Raw genomic sequence first — 18,704 nt, 5'->3', positions numbered from 1 at the left:
GAGATCTACTTCAACATCGGTTCTCGATTTTGTTATATCGGCACTGAGTTTTTTAATATTTTCTTCAGTGACTGCCGCATTAATACTAACTCCCTTAGTAGCTGCTGCTTGTTCTATAGATTTAACAAGTTCATCACTTTTTTGCCAGTGTTTTATATTATTTTCTATCCCATTCTTTAATCTCTGCTCATATATTGACCATATTCCAGGTTCGGTTTCAGTTGCAGGTTTATCTGGTACCACATCAAGGGTATAAGCATCCACAAATATCCGATGTTCATCTCCTGTAATTTTGTCCTTTACAATAGTCATTGCTCCTACGAGAGGATAATCGTATACAACCATCTGGGTTGATTTGATTTTTCCATCTGGGTATTCATTTTTGGCGATTTCTATTGATTTATTCATAACTGTAGTGGCATCAAAAGGCTTTGGCTCAAATAAAACAAGTTGGACTGTTTGCCCAAGCCTTTTATCTGCAGCAATGTCGATTATACCTATCAGGGTTTTATTTTTTAATACAGAAAATTGATAATACAACTTTTGACCAGTTGGATCGTAGAGCTCCAGTGGTTTGGAATCAATAGATGCTCCTGTCCAGTTTTCAAATCCTGATGTGTTAGTTGCTATAAAACTTATCATGTGTGCATTAGCATGTTTAAAAGCTTCATCAGCAGTTACAGAATAATCTTTTTCTTCCTGTGCACTTACTGCCGGTATTAACACCATACCAACCAGCAGTGTTGCTAAAACAAGTATACTTACTCCAATTTTATTATGGTTCATACTTTAATCTCCTGTGTATCTTATACCCAGGAGGCAGAATCAGGCAAGCTAAGCCTTAAATACAGACACAGCTAACATAACTCATGCCTTCAAGGCGTGTTTTGTGGAGTTCGGGCGGTACCTGGAAAGCACTTCTGAACTCCATAAATCCCTCTTATCTAACTCCTTATAAGTTTTCTGTGTAAATTCTCAAACAATTCGATTTTCGAACTGATTTTGAGTCTGTAATAGTCTGTAATAATTCCTTGACCTTTGATAGTTTGATGATTTGGCCAGAAATTATATATATAAACATATTGCCTCACAATATATTCAAAAACTTATATATAAACGCCTAGAGCAAAATTTATACTCACATATCGTGATATTTATAAAACCTCGCCGTTTTATTGCAAAAAATCATTGTTTGTATCCAATACGGGCATGTGGGGCATGTGAATAGTCTAATTTTTGACAAGTCTCTCCATAAATTAAATCCTCTCTTTTTAGACAAATTCTGACAAAATACCGCCCGTAACCTTGCCTGCGGAATGGGCTTTTCCCAGCTCCACCTTAACAAAAACACCTCTCTCCAGGTAACCAAAACCAAACTTGACAGCCTTCAGAGAGCCGGAGTGGAGTTAATGATCCATATGTGCCCGAACTGCCATATCCAGTACGACCGCTACCAGCCTGTAATTGAAAAAGAGTATGGGGTAGAGTATGACATGGTGCACATGAATATTGCCCAGTTAGTAGCTCTTTCAATGGGAGCAGACCCCTACAAAGTTTGCGGTTTCCAGACTCACTCCGTGCCTCTGGAAGGTTTTCTTGAAAAGGCCGGCATAATAAAATCCTGATTAATCCCCATTCTAAAATTTAAGCCGGTTATTTTTTTTCTTTTGATCTTTTTATTCCGATTTTTTAATCTTTTATTTTGATTCACATCACTTCTGAAAACTCAGATCGATTTCTCCCAGCCCTGTCCCATATCAACGAGAGGCCTCAGCTCAATAATCTCAAAGGTAACCGTTGCATTCATCATCTGCGCAAAATCCTCTCCGGCCATTTTTGTGATCTGGCTTTTAATCGTATCAAGCATTTCCCCGGAAGTTGCAGATTCCTTCATCTTCATATAAACCCTGATCCCTTTCCATTCCGGATCTGGTTCCATTATCAGGTATATCGCGTAAGGGTTTTCCTGAAGGTTTGCAAACGTGCGGTTCTTCCCTGTTGCAACTACGACTGTTTTTTCATCGATCATATTGGGTGAGCCGAAAATAGCTGAATCTACCTTTCCATCTTTACTCGCTGTGCTGAGAATCCCAATTCTCGGTTGCTTGTTAAAGTAGTCCATCAGTTTTGACGTCATATCTAAACCTCTTCTAATAGCCTGTTTTAGCGCTCTTTCCTTTAAGAGTTGAGTTTGCGAAGCTGCTTGGTCACAAAATACTGTCATGAAAAGAACTATAATTAATCTTCAGGCTGCAATAATAATCGTCTTAAGTATGCTTAAAACTTTTTACTCTGATAATCTGTATACTCGAGAGACCTTCGAGACTCTATGGATGAAAATATGTCCAAAATCCATGAAGAATAAGCTAAAGGTATTCAATCGAAACAAATTTACATATATGGAAGAAAAGAATATATTTCTTTTATGTTTATCGTGGTTTCAGTTGTTAAAAGCAAATGTTACAGGAGTAAGAATGAAAGGTATTGAATACAAAACGAGTCTTTTCGGGCAAAAAGTAGCTTGCAGGTTTCTCAGCGTACCATTCTCAAGTCTATACTCTATTGAAATCTGCACTAACTTGTTAACTTTTGAAGTTAGGAATGAGAGATATGGCAGAACAGGTAGATATTTTTCGGGCCAGCCTTGAAGATGCGATTGAAATCTTAGCTCTCCAGAAACTGGCATACCAGAGTGAAGCTCAGATCTATGATGACTGGTCCATCCTCCCTCTGCTTCAAACTGTCGAAGAGATCAGAGATGAGTTCAGTACCAGTGTGTTCCTCAAAGCCGTTAGCGAGCACTCGATTATAGGATCTTTACGATCTCACATAATAGAAAATACTTGTCATATAGGCAGGCTGATTGTACATCCTAAATGGCAGAATCTGGGGATAGGCACTCGTTTGATGACAGAGGTTGAACTCATGTATCGGGATGTAGCTCGATTTGAACTTTTCACCGGATCGAATAGCATCAGAAATCTTCACCTCTATCATAAACTGGGGTATCAGGAGTTCCGGCGGGAGCCGCTGGGCAGCAAAGTTGAACTTGTATATTTGGAAAAGATAGTGATTGGAAAAAAGAAAAATATCGGATATAAAAATTCTTGATTTTTAACAGCCACTACAACCGGAGCGGTGGCGCGATACCCGCTACTTGCAGCCGGGCGCGTCACCACAACTTTGATTTTGATTTGTTATTTTTATCTCTATAACTTCCGAAAATTCAGATCGATTTCTCCCAGCCCTGTCCCATATCAACAAGAGGCCTCAGCTCAATAATCTCGAAAGTGACAGTTGCATATATCATCTTTCCCGCTTCCTCGCCAGCTATTTTTGAGATCTGGCTTTTAATCATATCAAGCATCTCGCCGGAAGTTGCAGATTCCTTCATTTTCAGATAAACCCTGATCCCTTTCCAGCTCATAATATCTGTTCCTGGCTCCATTATCAGGAACATCGCATAAGGGTTCTCCTGGATATTTGAAAAAGTACGGTTGTTACCCGTTGCTATTACAACGGTCTTTTCATCGGTCATCTGAGGTGAACCGTAAACAGCCGAATCTACCTTTCCGTCTTTACTCGATGTGCTGAGAACCCCAATTCTCGGTTGCTTGTTAAAGTAGTCCATCAATTTTGACGTCATATTAAATCCCCTGTCACAAACTTATTTTCTCGCTCTTCCCCTGATAAATTGAATGAGCAGGCCGCTTGATCCGAAAATACTGCCCGGAAAAGAGCTTTATTACATCTGCAAGCTGCGATAAATATGAGTCGTGGGTATTTTTAAAACTTCGCTTGATGGGTGAGAAGTGTTTTTCGCTTTCACTCCATTTGGAATCCTGGTGGCAAATGACTGGGCAAGAAATCTTTAACTTAATGATCCACAGTAGCGGCTTGTTATGTCTAAGGCTTTAAAAACTTAAAGCCGAGGTTCCGGTAAAGGAGGAAAGGAAGAAAAGGAGGTAGTGGTTGGGAAAAGAGAAGAGAAGAGACGAAAAGGGATAAATTGGACAAAGAGCGGAAGGTTTTCGAGCTTCTTCTTGACCGGCTCGGAATGAAAAGAATCCGTTTCCAGCTTCCACAGGGTAAGTTTAAAAAAGAAATAGAAAAGGATTGAATTGATCATCGATTACTAAAAAATGAAAAAAGTAAGTTACGCTTTTTAGGCGGGGATCCCCATGTAAATTATATGAAGTTCCTCGGCGACATTCTCAACACTATTGTATTGCCTGTCCGGAAGCATGCCAAGTTCCCGCAGTATGTCCGGGATTGCTCCACTCTTTCTTGCTTGCCCAATAATGTCGTTCCTTTTTACAGGATAAGCTATATTTTTTAATATCTCCTGAGTTTCCATCGGAAGTTCTGTAATAAATCCGCTTTTACTCTCAGTTTCCATGATATTCCCCTTTTACTTTTGTTTATTCTCCTTTAAGTTCCCTGGCGACATCTGCAGCGTTTGTATACTCCTTTTCCGGGATTATTTATATTCCGCAGAATGTCGTCCATAGCATTCTCACCCTTCGCGCTTAACAGCATCTTCTTTTTTGCAGGAAAATAGATGCCTGTTAAAGCTCTCTGAAGGAAGCCTAACTTTTGTTAGCATTAATATCAATGATCATCTACTATTTAAATGTTAACATGTTTCTATACAATCATGTTAAAAATTAAGGTATTTCGTTATTTTAGTAACAATTTATAACTCATCTTAGTGACATTTTATGGCTGAATTAACAAAAAAGAAATTAATAGTAATTCTTTTTCCTTATGGATAGACGACCAGCATAGAATCCTTAGTGTCCAATCATTGATCTATTGCGGCGGCCTCGCTATGACTAAGGCTTTAAAAACTTATACCCGAGTCCAGGGGAAGGAGGAAAGGAAGAATAAGATAAAAAAGCCACGGGGTTTTTGGCCCCATGGCAGTTTACTTTAATTTAATAATTTTTTTAATGATTTTACATTCCTTTTTTAAGTAGAATTATTTTTCCAGTGTACGTTAAGGGTAGTTTCAGTACTACTCTTTACAATTCCAGAATACTTATAGTACTTATGCATACATCAGATCTTCAAACTCAGATGTGAGATTTTCAAGCTCCGTTGTAATGTTATTATCAATCTCGGCCATCATATCTTTCTCAGAGCCAACTTTGATAAGCCAGATGTCAGAAACCGTGCCATATGAGGAGGTACGTCCTACCAGTATATGTCCTCCATCAAGAGTTTCCTGAGCAAACATTATGGCGTCATTATCTTCTCCGCCAAAACTCATATTCAACGTTCTGTTCCCGTCAGAATCCGTTTTAATTAGCCAGGCTTGGATATTGTCATAATTGCTGCTCGGCTGGGTGCTGCCGGCAAGCAAAAAACTTCCATCTGCGGTTTTCTGAATTGAATAGAAATAGTCTTCATAGGTGCCGCCAAAGGTTTTATTCCATTCTTCGGTTCCGTTGGAGTCAGTTTTTATCAGCCAGCCATCAGTTCCGCCAGCCCCGAAAGATTCTGTAGTTCCTGCCAGTATGTATCCTCCGTCATCGAGTCCCTGGACGGAGTATGCATAATCATAACCTTCCCCACCAAAAGTCTGATTCCACTGTTCGGTTCCGTTGGAGTCAATTTTTATTAACCATGCTTCATCTTTCCCGGCTGAAGAATTGGTGTATCCTGCTATTACGTATCCTCCATCTTTGCTCTGATTGACAGAGGATGCATAGTCCTCATTTACTCCTCCGAAGGTTTTATTCCATTCTTCGGTTCCGTTAGAGTCAGTTTTAATTAGCCAGGCATCAGATGCTCCTGCCCCGAAAGATTCTGTATATCCTGCTAGTAAGTATCCTCCGTCTCCGGTATTCTGGATAGAATATGCACGGTCTGTTTTTTCACCGCCAAATGTTTTATTCCATTCTTCAGTTCCGTTAGAATCAGTTTTGATCAACCAGGCGTCAGAGTCTCTTTCTTCGATTTTTTCTCCCTCTTCAAGATAACCTGCAAGTACATAGCCTCCGTCTTCAGCTTCCTGGACGGAGTATGCACAATCATATGCCAAGCCTCCAAAAGTCCTGTTCCATTCTTCAGTTCCGTTTGAGTCCAGTTTCATCAAGAGGGCATCAGCATTAGCTTCATCGTAATTAACCATGGTTTCTCCTGCCACTACATATCCTCCATCCTGAGTCTGCCATGCAGAATATCCACAGTCAAATTCTATGTTTCCGAAAGTTCTGTTCCACTGCTCTGCTGGTATCGCACCAGCTGATGATGTACTCCCTACAATCAAAAGCAGGGCTAAAAAACAATAAATAAACAAAAAACCCTTGATTTTCACAATTCTCCCCTCACATTAATATTTTGATAACACTTTGGTAGCATTATCCGTTTAATTATTGGTCCGGTGGTATATAACAATTAATATTTAATAAATTAATTTTATAAGGTGGGGGATGATATTTAATATATGTAAAATTTTTCCAGCGCTTTCTTTAATAATGAACGATTATTTCGTATAACCAGAAAAGATATTAATGAGTCTGTAATTTATTTCATCGGTATCCTCGTTCTACTTCAGGATCAACCATTACTGTTTTTCCTCATTTTGGGATTTTATCGCTTTCAAGGGAGGCATAATCTTTTCAAAAGCGGCTATTTATCTCACAAATCCATTAAGTATTTATATTTCGTTATTTTAGGTTAAAAGGTAATATATTTATTGTTGAAAAAAATATTTTTTTAACATAATGAAAAAATATGAATTCGTGCGTTCGAATTGCACCCTGACACTAAAATTTTAACTCATTCTTACCCATTTGTTTATTTCTTCTTGAGCTGATCCCAAAACTCAGGATTAAGTCCCTAAATCTCGAATCTGGAATAATCAATCGATCTTCTGATTAGGAAAATAATTCTGAAATTCTTGTTGATGTGAAAATAAAATCGGTTTTGGGATGAGCTCCTTTATAATCTTCGACTAAACCACTGTAAAATTATTTTTCAAATTTTCAATATCTTTTGCTCTATTCTAGTGATAATTTCTTATTTTTTGTTTTCTCTTTTATTTGCTTTTCCTGTATGATGTTGTCTCTGAATTGCTCTTCTATGTTAATGCCTTTTGCGAAGTGGTCATGTCTTGTGATGTCAGTAATTTTTGTAGTATTCCCTAGTGCTTCGATTCCAAATTATGGGAATAAAATTGGACTTTAAAATTAACACAGGTCAATGGGTTTTCCATAAAAGAACCACAGATGGACACGGATAAGCACGAGTTGAAATCATCTGTGTTTATCCGTGGTTTATTGAGGATATATGGAATCGATGCACTAGTTTTACTTCAGAATCCCGGTAAGAATCTAATTAGTCCAGTATAAATGACTCTTCCAGCCTCTGCAAAACATTTTGAACAATCTTCTCGTCTGTGAAGGTACCAGTCACTCAAAATCTCTACATTACACCTGCAAGTCTGTCCTTCTCTTCAAAAGCATCTTACTTATTAAAAAATATTTTTACGACTTATAACAAAAATTCATTGGTCATCGGTTAAGGAAAAATCATTATCACTTGCATTGATTTTCATAAAATTTGTTAAATTATTCATCAAATGCAAAACTGGAATCTGATATCGATTTCAATTTAAACACTAAACATTTGGGTTTGAGTTTTTCCGTCGAAATCGAGATCCGCAGCTCAAGATCCTTAACCGAATACAAATGAACAAAAATTCATTTATATAGCTTTTTAAATGCGAGATATAGTGTGATTTATCCTTTTACAATCAAAAGGAAGGAAAATGCAGGATCAACATACTTAATTTATTTTAACAGTGTTTCTTTATAGACCTTAATTTTTTATATATGTATGCCTTTTTTAATAGTAATATATTTTTTAAAATAATCAAATATCGTTAAAAATTTCAAAACTATACAATATACTATATAAAATTTGTACAATAACTCCAGATATATAAATGAATTAATTGGTGGTCACTATTATAAAAATGTCTCCAATATATAATAAAAGACTGATTTCTATTTTGATGCTAATCATATTGCTTACACCGAATGCATATTGTCTTGAAAACGTAGAAACAAGTCCGGATGGAAGTTCTGAGAGCTTACAAGCGGATTCTGATTCATATGAAGAAAATAATGAAAACATAATAGATGAGGAAAAAACGAGCGAAATAGTTTCTGTTATTGACAGCGAAAGCGTGGACGATAATTCTGAAAATATCCCTACAGATACTGTGGTACCTGAAAGCGCAGTTTCTGAAGACGATATCGAACCTTTAGGGAATGCAAAAGCATATCTCAATCCCACCTTGGAGAATGAAAACGATTACTTTGACACAAGTTTGTTTACTGGTTCTTTCGTATATTCTTATCCAATTGAAACTTTAAGAGGAAGAACTGGCTTAGGCCCAAAGGTTTCTCTTACCTATTCTAGTTTTATGGGCTCAAGAGGAACATACGGTTCACTGGGGATGGGTTGGTCATTGAATGAGAACTGCATCATTAGGGATACCAGATATACTCCTGAAAACATCAGTGATGATAGATTTATTCTTATTTTGGATGGCTCAACATACAAACTCGTTTATGTGGAGGGTGACAACTCATATCACAGCGAAATTGAAAGTTTTATGAAAATAGAAAAAAGTACAACTGGTAGCAATTCTTTTGGGGATTACTGGATCCTTAAAATGCCGGACGGAACTAAATATCGTTTTGGTTATAATAGTGATTCTGAACAAAGAAATTCCATTGAATCAAGAAATTATGTCAGTAAATGGTGGCTCGATCTGATAGAGGATATCAATGGTAATCAGATTAGATACACATATTTTGAAAACCCGGCAAGTGGAGAAATAGGAAGCACATATCTTGACAGCATAACCTATAACGATAACCATGCAGTTATTAATTTTGAGTTTACGGAAAAACCACGCTCTTTCACTGGCTATGAATATGGTAACAAAATTAGCGAAAAAAGCTTAATATCCAGCATTACTGTTCGTAACGATGAAACTGTTCTTTGGAAATACAATCTTGAGTATGAATCACAACAGTCAAAATCATATCTAAAATCTATTACAAAGACAGGGCTAAACAGCACGGAGTTCCCGCCCACTATTTTTGAATATAACTCTCTTACCGGAGGGTGGCAAGAAAGCAGTTTATGGAGTACATCAGTTTCCACGAGCGGAAGAGACAAGGGAATACGGTTTGTAGATGTTAATGGCGACGGATTGGAAGATATTCTTGAGGGTTATGTAGATGATCTTAATCGAGTTAGATGTTCGACCTGGATAAATACCGGAGATAGCTGGGAACTGAATAGTTCCTGGGCAACACCAACATGTTTCAGAGATTATACTGAAGATGCAGGCGCACGCCTTGCAGATGTTAATGGTGATGGATTGGTTGATATTATCCAACACAGTATTGATATTTCCTCTGCTTGGTTGAATAACGGCACCGGTTGGGAACAAAACAACTCGTGGGCACCTCCTCTATATTTTGGTTATTCAAGTGACCAAGGTGTAAGAATTGCAGATGTTAACGGAGATGGATTAGTTGACATAATTAAGGGCTACAGATATGTCGGAACAGAACAATATGATGCCTATATCAATACCGGCGCGGGTTGGAGACAGGATAATTCATGGAACCCTCCTACTTACTTTGTAGATACTGGGTTTGATCAAGGAATACTTCTCGCTGACATCAATGGTGATGGATTGGTTGATCTCGTTAAGGAAGGCTCTGCTTGGTTAAATAATGGTAGTGGATGGGAACATGATAATTCATGGGGATCCCCAGTATCGCTCAACTCATTAAATACGGTGTAGTCTTAGTGGATGTTAATGGAGATGGTTTGGCAGATATTCTTAAGAGCATTTATAACAATGTAGGATACACTTACGATGCCTGGATAAGCACTGGTAGTGGCTGGGAAAGGGACAATTCATGGAATCCTCCTACACTGATCGCAAGCTATAGCTCAGACTTGGGAGTACGGTTTGCAGATTTGAATGGGGATGGGCTGACAGATATTATCCAAGGGGCTTATGGTGGTACTTGGACAAACACTAACGCTGATAGCACAGAAGATTATAAAACTCCGGGTCTGCTCAAAAAAATACAGCATCCAACAGGTGGAAGCACGACCATAAAATATGAACCTTCCACGATTTTCAATAACACTGGAAATGATGGCATTTCAGATTTGACCATGAGTATGTGGGTCACAAGCAGGGTGATAAGAGATAATGGGATTACAGGCACCGGAAGCGTGGTTTCAACAACAGATTACACCTATAAAAACGGAATGCAGTATTTTAATCCACCAGAGGAAATCGAATTCAGAGGATTTGGCGAGGTAACTGTTGAAAACGAGTACTCGATAGTAAAACACTTTTTCCATCAGGACGATGTACTGAAGGGTATCGAAAATCATACTGAAGTATGGGACAAGGACGGGAGCCTTTACAGTTCTTCAGACATTGAATATACTGCTCAGGGAATATACCTCGATGTCAACCTAATTTTGCTGAACTCGGAATCTAAAACACAGTTCGACGGGCTTGTACAGAACCCAACCAGTTCAGCCGGCTGGTCGTCTCTTACCGAATATGACGACTATGATGATTACGGGAACCCGCTTTCCATAACAGATTATGGTGATGTGAATACTGCAGGGGATGAAAAATATCTTTATTTTGAATATGCCAATGCAGAAGGTCCGTGGGTCCTCGGGAAAAAAACGCATGAATGGCTGGAAGATTCAGATCAGATAAAGAAGGGCGAATCATGGTACTATTATGACGGAACAAATGATAACAGTAACATCAGCAAAGGGCAGCTCACAAAAACAGTGTCATGGAACAATATGGGAGATAACCCCGCTGTTTTGTACGATTATGATGACTATGGAAACATTGTACAAATTACAAATCCAAAAGGGTCTTTGGAGAACATAAAGTATGATGGAAACCATGTATACCCTGTTTCCATTGAAAACGCTCTGGGTCAAAAAGAATTGTATAAATACAATGACTTTGGCAGGATAACGAAAACTACAGACAGCAACGGCGTTTCTACAGAATACATCTATGACGACTTGCAAAGGATATCGAAGATACTGAAGGTCGACGACACGCCTGATTCTCCATCTATGGTGTACACGTACTATCAGGATGGTGTAGCACCTGAAAAACTATTAACCAAAACAAAGGAATATGGTAGTGAAGAGAACAATTACATCATTAATGGTTCCATATTCAAAAATTACAAGACTATCACAATTTCCCCATCTGCAGATGGCACTCTGACTGATTACCAGGTGAGTTTTGATATTGCTTATGAACTTGAGATGCAATCGGATTTTGATGATCTGCGCTTTATTGATGAAAATGGTCTTCTTCTCCCGTATTGGATTGAAGAGAAAACGGATTCCATCTCAGCAAAAGTCTGGGTCAAAGTTCCTGAGATAGATGGAACATCTGGTACAACTATCAAGATGTACTATGGGAACTCTGGTGTGCCTTCAGCATCAAACGGTAATGCAGTTTTTGACTTTTTTGATGATTTTAGTGGAACTTCATTTAATACTTCAAAATGGGTTTCAATCGACTCCAACTGGAGAGTGTCAGATGGAAATGCTGTGCATAATTTATCACCATACATTTGGAACAGATTAGCAACAAATGGAATAGTTGATGGTGTTCTCGTTTCGAAAATTAAAATAGCAAGTGACGGATATGATGATGAATTAGGCATCTTTGTTCGTGGTGATGGTAATAATTGGGATGATAGCCATAGTATTGCTTTCTTGTCTAGATTGGATAACCATGACTATGCATATGTTGATTGGGGAAATGTCGATATACCTGCTTCAAATCCAACAAACTATGATACATGGCATTTCTTAAGAGTGGATTTCTCAGGAATGAGCATAAAAGCTTATGGAAGTGACGATGGTAGAACCTGGACTAATTATATCAATGACACCACTGCGCATACTACAGAAGATTATATAGGTTTTAGAGGTATCAGATCAACTTCTCATGTCGATTATGTTTATGTCCGTCAATATGCATCATCTGAACCAACTTACACAATTTCCAAATCTCTATATTATTCCACGTTTGATTCCTTTGATTCATATGACGGCTTCGGACAACTAATCCAGAAAAAGTATGAAGGTGAAGACAGCTGGATTATCCAGAATACTGCATATAATGAACTGGGTCTTGTAGAAAGTGCTGAAGTCCCGCATTATTCAGATCAATCCGGCTTATCCATAACCTACGAATATGATACGGTCGGACGACCAACGGTCATCACCAATACTGATGGCACTACCCTGAGGTATCATTACAAGCTTAGTAACACCACGATAACCAATCAGAATGGAGTTAACAAAACACTGACAAGTGATGTCTTCGGGAATATTATCAAGGTCTATGAGTTCAACGGGAATGAAACTTACATTACATCCTACAGTTACGATGCCCGGAATAATCTAATAGAGATTACTCCAGGCTGTAACAACCCTCAGGCTCCACCAAGTGTTTGCTTTACCTATGATTCCCTTGGCAGAAAAGTTGCAATGAACGACCCTGACATGGGAAGCTGGACCTATGAATATGACCTGAACGGTAACCTGTTAAATCAGACCGATGCACGGGGAGTTTCAACAATCCTCAGTTATGATGATCTGAACAGAGTTACTGCAATCGATTATCCTAACGATGAGGATGTAAGTTTCACATATGATCTTGAGTTTAACGGTACGCTTTCGAGGGTATCAAAAGAAACTGCATCGTCAGGTTACGACTATGACCTTCGCTACAGGGTAGAGAGCGAGACTGTAACCATTGACGGTGCAAGTTACACTACGTCATATGATTATGACAACTTGGACAGGGTTACAGGGATTTCCTATCCGAACGGCGAAAGTGTTCGCTTGACATACAATTCGCAGACCCTTCTTGAAAGCGTTGACGGCGTGATCGACGACCTTGATTACAACGCAAGGAACCAGCTAACAAGAAAGGAATATTCGAACGGCGTGGTCACAACTTACACCTACGACAGTCAAAAACTTCTGCTTAACAGAATCTATTCCGCAGGCCTCCAGGACCTCAACTACGATTTCGATAATGTCGGCAATGTCCTCGAGATAGCAGACAATACCCAAAATTCCATAAAAACCTACGAATATGACGACCTTGACAGGCTAGTCAGCGCAGATATGTCGGTCAATGGCATACCGAACGACATGATAGACTTCACTTACGACCAGTATGGCCGTATCGAGATCAACCATGCTATATATGGACCCGTTCCTTTTATTGTCGAAACTGCACTTTATGAATACTCTCTAACACCTTTCCATGCTCCTGTTACTTATAGTGTAGGCAACCTGGGTTATGATACAAACGATCTAGACTATGATGCAAACGGAAACCTTATCGACGATGAGGATTTCATCTACATCTTTAATGATGCCAACCAGTTAAGTGAGATCCGTTACTCGACTAACAATTCCCTTGTGGAAAAATACTGGTACGATGCAAACGGCCAGAGAATCAAGAAACAGAACTCTGATGGTGAATTCACTTACTATATCAACAATTTCTACGAAATTGACAACGGCACATCCACCAGCTACTTCTTCCGCGACAACGAACGCGTAGCCAAACAAACATCCGAGGGCATGAAGTGGTACCTCTCCGACCACCTCGGCAGCACTTCCCTGATGGTTGACGAGAACGGACTTGACGTCGAACGCACCGATTATTTCCCATACGGTCAGGTTCGGTCAGGTGGTCTGGAGAAATACGGGTTTACAGGTCAGGAGAATGATGTCGATACAGGGCTAATGTACTATGGTGCAAGGTATTATTCACCTGAGTACAGTATTTTTGTTCAGCCGGATACGATGCTTCCTGATCCGTATAATCCACAGGCATTGAACAGATATGCTTATGCTCTGAACAACCCGGTTAAGTATACTGATCCAAGTGGGCATTATATTGAAAGTGCCATTGATGTAGCGTTCCTTGCAATGGACATTAACGACATCCGTACTGGAAATGCTGATAAATGGACTTACATAGGTCTTACTACTGATGTTGCATGTCTGGCTTTGCCTGGTGTTACAGGTGGAAGGCTTGGAGTTCAGGCACTGGAGGAAACAGTTACTCATGCAGATAACGTTGGAGATTTATTCAAGCTGCTGGATAAGACGGCGGGTATAGAGAAGAAAGTAGATAATGGGGTTGATGCAGGGCAAGCTGTTAATCACGTTGATGATGCACTAGATACGTCAAAGTATTTTGTAAAAGCAGACAATCTTGAAAAAACACGAGAATCGTTAGATAATCTGGATTTAGATCCTAAGGTAAGAACTAACATTAATCGTTTTTTAGCAGGAAAAAATGACTATACTAACTTTATAATCAAATCAGGGGGTGATGGAAGTTATTTAGTCACTGCAACGAAACCAGGAAATGTCCCCGGTTCTTATGCAGTATACTACAAGGAAATATCCTCCGAAGGAATTACCACTAAAGTCTGGAAAGAAACCTTTGACCCCAAAGGAAATTTAGTTCACAACAAAATCAAGAAGGGGTGAGTATTATTACAATTGATTTGAAGATTCTTGAGATGTATAGGGATTTGGAAATCACAATTAACAAATTGGATGAAGCTACATATAATTTCGCTCCTCCGGAATATTACTGGTCCGTGGAGGTATGTAAAGAGCATATAATCAATCTATTGGAGAAGTACAAAAGTAATGAGATTTCTCATGCCGATGTAGTTACTTGGGCAAATTTTATTTTATTCTCTGAGTGGTATAGGTATTGTGAAAAATACCAAGATAAAATTGGATACATATTGGATAAGCTGGAAGAAATAGATGAAAAAGGAAAAGAACTCACCCCTAAAAAGGTGGAAATCTTCCTTTCTTTTTTGAGAGATGAACTTGATTTAGAGGAGCTAAAAGCAAATAAGTAATTTTAATAAATCTCGAGCTCATCCTAAAACTCAGAATTCGCTTCTCGAATCTTATGTCCCAAATAATCGATCAAGTTCCTGATCTTGAAAATAATCTGGAACTTGTTAATGAATGAAGTGAAATGGCTTTTGGGATAAGCTCACCAATTATGGTTCTCAAACCACGATTTACTTTTCTAATGATAATCGATTTACAACGATGCCAACCAGTTAAGTGAGGTCCATTACTCCGCTAACAATTCTCTTGTGGAAAAGTACTGGTACGATGCAAACGGCCAGAGAATCAAGAAACAGAACTCTGATGGTGAATTCACTTACTACATCAATAAGTTCTACGAAATCGATAACGGCACGTCCACCAGCTACTTCTTCCGCGACGATGAACGCGTAGCCAAACAAACATCCGAGGGCATTAAGTGGTACCTCTCCGACCACCTCGGCAGCACTTCCCTGATGGTTGACGAGAACGGCCTTGTGGTCGAATGCACCGATTATTTCCCATACGGTCAGGTGAGGTCAGGCGGTCTTGAGAAATACGGGTTTACAGGGCAGGAAAATGATGCTGATACAGGGCTGATGTACTACGGCGCAAGGTATTATTCGCCTGAGTACAGGATTTTCGTTCAGCCGGATACGATGCTTCCTGACCCGTATAATCCGCAGGCGTTGAACAGGTATGCTTATGCACTGAATAATCCGGTGAAATATACTGATCCGAGCGGGCATTATATTGAAACTGCCATTGATTTAGCTTTCCTTGCAATGGATATTAACGATATCCGTACCGGTAACGCTGATAAATGGACTTACATAGGTCTTACTACTGATGTTGCATGTCTGGCTTTGCCTGGTGTTACAGGTGGAAGGCTTGGAGTTCAGGCACTGGAGGAAACAGTTACTCATGCAGATAACGTTGGAGATTTATTCAAGCTGCTGGATAAGACGGTGGATGCAGAGAAAAAGACGAGTTAAAAAATGATAAAACTGTTGATAATACTGTAAGAGAGACTGGTATAAAAATATGTAAAGATTGTGAGCTGGTTTTTAAGGCTGAAAAAAGCAAAAAAATTTATGACGGATAGTTTAAAGATAGAGAATCGGCGGAAAATGTTTTTATCACTTTTTGCAAAGTCGAGATAACTCCATACACATATGAATTTATTGACTTGGCTAATATTCCATTAAAAAATTTAATTTTGAAACTGCAAAAAAAATGCTTGAGATTTGCTGAGAAATACTGGCCTGAAAGTAGTAAGGTTAAGGAAATTGGAGAACAGCTGGAAAAGCGTGAACAGCTAGTTGGTCATGCTGAATACTGCGAGCCTGAAAGCTGAATTTATTTATAGTTTGAACAAGCTGAATGTATCTATTACCAGAACAAAATCCAAATGCATAGTTTTTGTCACGACCATTACTGGAAACACTCTTAAAGTTTTTGCAAGATAAGGGGGCTTCCAAAGGGCTTAACCATATGCTAAACCTTGGAGTTTTGTCGGGAAAATAGGAACGAAAAGAGATTTAAGACAAAATATGAAAATTACAAAAAACGAACATGGAACTCTTCGAATTACAGGCACAAAAATATGAAAGTTCTTTCAAGTACTTTCATGCCAAAGAATAAAGTTTACAGGAATTAAATCAAAAATATTAGATAAATAATTTAATTTTAAGCTAATTAAACTGAATGGTAAATTTCGTTATAGTGAGTTCTGAAACCTTAATTCTTTAGCGTGCATTTTATTCAGTATCACTTTATTCTAGGAAAGGAGGCTTACTTTTGGGAACGATCAGCGAAAAAATCTTCTCCCGGGCAGCGGGAAAAGAGGCAAAGGCTAATGATTTTGTGCTGGCAGATGTGGACTATGCAATGGCGCATGATGGCACGTCAGTGCTGGCAGTAAATGCTTTTAAGGAAATGAAACTGGAAAAGGTCTGGGACCCTTCAAAAATCGTGATTCCTTTTGACCATATAGCCCCTGCGAACACCGAGACTTCAGCTACCCTTCAGAAGGAGATAAGGGAATGGGTACGGGAGCAGGGAATACCCAACTTCTATGAGGTCGGGGAAGGAATCTGCCACCAGGTGCTTCCGGAAAACGGCTTTGCATTACCCGGAAAGCTGGTTGTCGGGGCTGACTCTCATTCCTGTACTTACGGGGCTTTCGGCGCTTTTGCAACAGGAGTTGGAGCAACCGATATGGCTGAAATCTTTGCCACGGGAAAACTCTGGTTTAAAGTGCCTGAAAGCTTCAGGATGACGGTTGAAGGCAGCCTTGAGACAGGTGTTTATGCAAAGGACCTTACCCTTTACCTGATAGGAAAGACAGGAATTGCCGGTGCGACCTACAAAGCAGTTGAGTTTTACGGGCAGGCTATCAGCGAGCTTTCAGTCGCAGGCAGGATGACACTCTGCAATATGGCGATTGAGATGGGAGCAAAGACCGGGATTGTCCCTCCTGACGAAAAGACCTTTGATTTCCTGAAAAACAGGGCAGCTGCTCCTTATGAGCCTGTCTATGCCGATCCCGACGCTGCTTATCTGCAAGAGTTCACATACGATGCCGGAGATATCGAACCTCAGGTTGCCTGCCCGCATCAGGTGGATAATGTAAAGCCTGTAACTGAAGTAGAAGGCACTCACATAGACCAGGTCTTTATAGGAACGTGCACCAACGGAAGGCTTGAGGACCTCGAGGTAGCAGCAGCAGTCCTTAAAGGAAAAAAGGTTGCGGTCAGGACAATCGTGATCCCCGCATCCCGCTCGACTCTTCTTTCAGCAATCGAGAACGGGACAATGGAAACACTACTAAAAGCCGGTGTGACGCTTGCGACCCCTGGCTGCGGGCCATGTCTTGGAGCTCATCAGGGCGTGCTCGGAGAAGGAGAAGTCTGCGTTTCGACAGCAAACAGAAACTTTAAAGGCAGGATGGGAAAAGACGGCTTTATTTATCTTGCATCCCCTGCAACCGCAGCAGCCTCTGCACTGACTGGCGAAATCACTGATCCGAGGACGATCTGAATTCCGAAGACCGTTTGAACAGGCAGTCTGTACTGCTGCCCTCTACAAATAGAAGTAAAACATGACTGAAATAAAAAAGATCCGGAAAATTTATTCTTTTCTTCTTTTTTTATTTTATTTTTCTTTTTCTTTTTATTTTCCTTTTTCTGTACTTAACAGTATGAAAATCCATCTTAAATCCAGCGGGAATTTATACGATGAATTGCATATATCTGAACAGGAGGGAATAACTATAACTGAAGAACTTAATCACGATAACCTTTCCCATTTGATTGAGCACTGGATCGAGCATAACGAGAGCCACATACAGAGTTTTAGAGAATGGGCTCTGAAAGCCAAAAAAGACGGTTTTCTCGAAGCTTCCGAAGATATTTCTGAGGCTGCCAATAAAATCGAGGAAGCAAATAAACGCCTTAACAAGGCAAAAGAAGGACTTTTCCATCTTCATAGCCATAAATAACTGTAATGGCTAAATGCCATAACAAATTCTTCATTATTTATGTGCCGGGCCTTTTCCCGTCACCTTTTCTCTTTACTTCTGATTTTGTCTTTTTCCGTTGGCTTCTGTTTCTCACAAACTTTAATTTCTTCGTCAGCTCTACTTTCTTCGTCAGCTCTATTTTCTTCGTCAGTTTTAATTTCTTCATCACCTTTAATTTCTTCATCGC

Annotated in this window: 14 protein-coding genes; 9 read left to right on the top strand and 5 right to left on the bottom strand. The window is 39.4% G+C overall.

All coding sequences use genetic code 11. From position 1 onward, the window contains the following. A partial coding sequence (locus FXV91_RS12295; protein ID WP_229390891.1) for a GTPase - sulfate adenylate transferase subunit 1 occupies positions 1-786 on the bottom strand: 786 nt, incomplete at its 3' end. A 530-nt stretch (positions 787-1,316) separates the two neighbouring features. On the opposite strand from FXV91_RS12295, the gene FXV91_RS12290 reads away from it, so the two are divergent. Next, the gene (locus FXV91_RS12290; RefSeq protein WP_229390890.1) at positions 1,317-1,625 is read left to right on the top strand and encodes a heterodisulfide reductase-related iron-sulfur binding cluster; all 309 of its coding nucleotides are present in this window, start codon (positions 1,317-1,319) and stop codon (positions 1,623-1,625) included. Between the two features lie 101 nt (positions 1,626-1,726). Here the strand turns inward: FXV91_RS12290 and FXV91_RS12285 are convergent, their stop codons facing one another. Beyond that, positions 1,727-2,137 (bottom strand): pyridoxamine 5'-phosphate oxidase family protein, encoded by a 411-nt coding sequence (locus tag FXV91_RS12285; RefSeq protein ID WP_229390889.1) that lies wholly within the window; start codon positions 2,135-2,137, stop codon positions 1,727-1,729. 464 nt (positions 2,138-2,601) lie between these two features. Between FXV91_RS12285 and FXV91_RS12280 the strand changes: the two genes are divergently transcribed. After that, the gene (locus FXV91_RS12280; protein WP_229390888.1) at positions 2,602-3,111 is read left to right on the top strand and encodes a GNAT family N-acetyltransferase; all 510 of its coding nucleotides are present in this window, start codon (positions 2,602-2,604) and stop codon (positions 3,109-3,111) included. Positions 3,112-3,226: 115 nt separating this feature from the next. On the opposite strand, the gene FXV91_RS12275 is transcribed toward FXV91_RS12280, so the two are convergent. The 3 genes from FXV91_RS12275 to FXV91_RS12265 all read right to left on the bottom strand — a co-directional run bounded on the left by FXV91_RS12275 (position 3,227) and on the right by FXV91_RS12265 (position 6,322). Beyond that, on the bottom strand, positions 3,227-3,646 hold the full coding sequence (locus tag FXV91_RS12275) for a pyridoxamine 5'-phosphate oxidase family protein (protein ID WP_229390887.1): 420 nt from the start codon (positions 3,644-3,646) through the stop codon (positions 3,227-3,229). A 519-nt stretch (positions 3,647-4,165) separates the two neighbouring features. Next, on the bottom strand, positions 4,166-4,399 hold the full coding sequence (locus tag FXV91_RS12270) for a DUF2795 domain-containing protein (RefSeq protein ID WP_229390886.1): 234 nt from the start codon (positions 4,397-4,399) through the stop codon (positions 4,166-4,168). Positions 4,400-5,050: 651 nt separating this feature from the next. Beyond that, positions 5,051-6,322, bottom strand: a complete 1,272-nt coding sequence (locus FXV91_RS12265) for a hypothetical protein (protein WP_229390885.1) — start codon at positions 6,320-6,322, stop codon at positions 5,051-5,053. Between the two features lie 1,662 nt (positions 6,323-7,984). On the opposite strand from FXV91_RS12265, the gene FXV91_RS12260 reads away from it, so the two are divergent. The 7 genes from FXV91_RS12260 to FXV91_RS12230 all read left to right on the top strand — a co-directional run bounded on the left by FXV91_RS12260 (position 7,985) and on the right by FXV91_RS12230 (position 18,496). Beyond that, positions 7,985-9,838 carry a SpvB/TcaC N-terminal domain-containing protein gene (locus tag FXV91_RS12260; protein ID WP_229390884.1) on the top strand — a complete coding sequence of 618 codons (1,854 nt, stop codon included), beginning with the start codon at positions 7,985-7,987 and terminating at the stop codon, positions 9,836-9,838. 5 nt (positions 9,839-9,843) lie between these two features. Then, the gene (locus FXV91_RS12255; RefSeq protein WP_229390883.1) at positions 9,844-14,631 is read left to right on the top strand and encodes a DUF2341 domain-containing protein; all 4,788 of its coding nucleotides are present in this window, start codon (positions 9,844-9,846) and stop codon (positions 14,629-14,631) included. Further along, on the top strand, positions 14,628-15,017 hold the full coding sequence (locus tag FXV91_RS12250; protein WP_229390882.1) for a hypothetical protein: 390 nt from the start codon (positions 14,628-14,630) through the stop codon (positions 15,015-15,017). The genes FXV91_RS12255 and FXV91_RS12250 overlap by 4 nt, the downstream gene beginning before the upstream one ends. Before the next feature lie 453 nt (positions 15,018-15,470). After that, on the top strand, positions 15,471-15,989 hold the full coding sequence (locus FXV91_RS12245; RefSeq protein WP_229390881.1) for an RHS repeat-associated core domain-containing protein: 519 nt from the start codon (positions 15,471-15,473) through the stop codon (positions 15,987-15,989). A 194-nt stretch (positions 15,990-16,183) separates the two neighbouring features. After that, positions 16,184-16,351, top strand: coding sequence for a hypothetical protein (locus FXV91_RS12240; RefSeq protein ID WP_229390880.1), 168 nt, complete (start codon positions 16,184-16,186; stop codon positions 16,349-16,351). A gap of 452 nt (positions 16,352-16,803) precedes the next feature. Next, positions 16,804-18,036 carry a homoaconitase large subunit gene (gene hacA, locus FXV91_RS12235; RefSeq protein ID WP_345945512.1) on the top strand — a complete coding sequence of 411 codons (1,233 nt, stop codon included), beginning with the start codon at positions 16,804-16,806 and terminating at the stop codon, positions 18,034-18,036. Between the two features lie 202 nt (positions 18,037-18,238). Then, positions 18,239-18,496: a hypothetical protein gene (locus FXV91_RS12230; RefSeq protein WP_229390878.1), complete on the top strand. Its 258-nt coding sequence runs from the start codon at positions 18,239-18,241 to the stop codon at positions 18,494-18,496. Positions 18,497-18,704: the final 208 nt, after the last annotated feature.

The sequence above is a fragment of the Methanosarcina sp. DH2 genome (assembly GCF_020804225.1).
Lineage (GTDB): Archaea > Halobacteriota > Methanosarcinia > Methanosarcinales > Methanosarcinaceae > Methanosarcina.
Note: the sequence above shows the minus strand (reverse complement) of the source record. Positions and strands in the feature narration are given on the sequence as shown.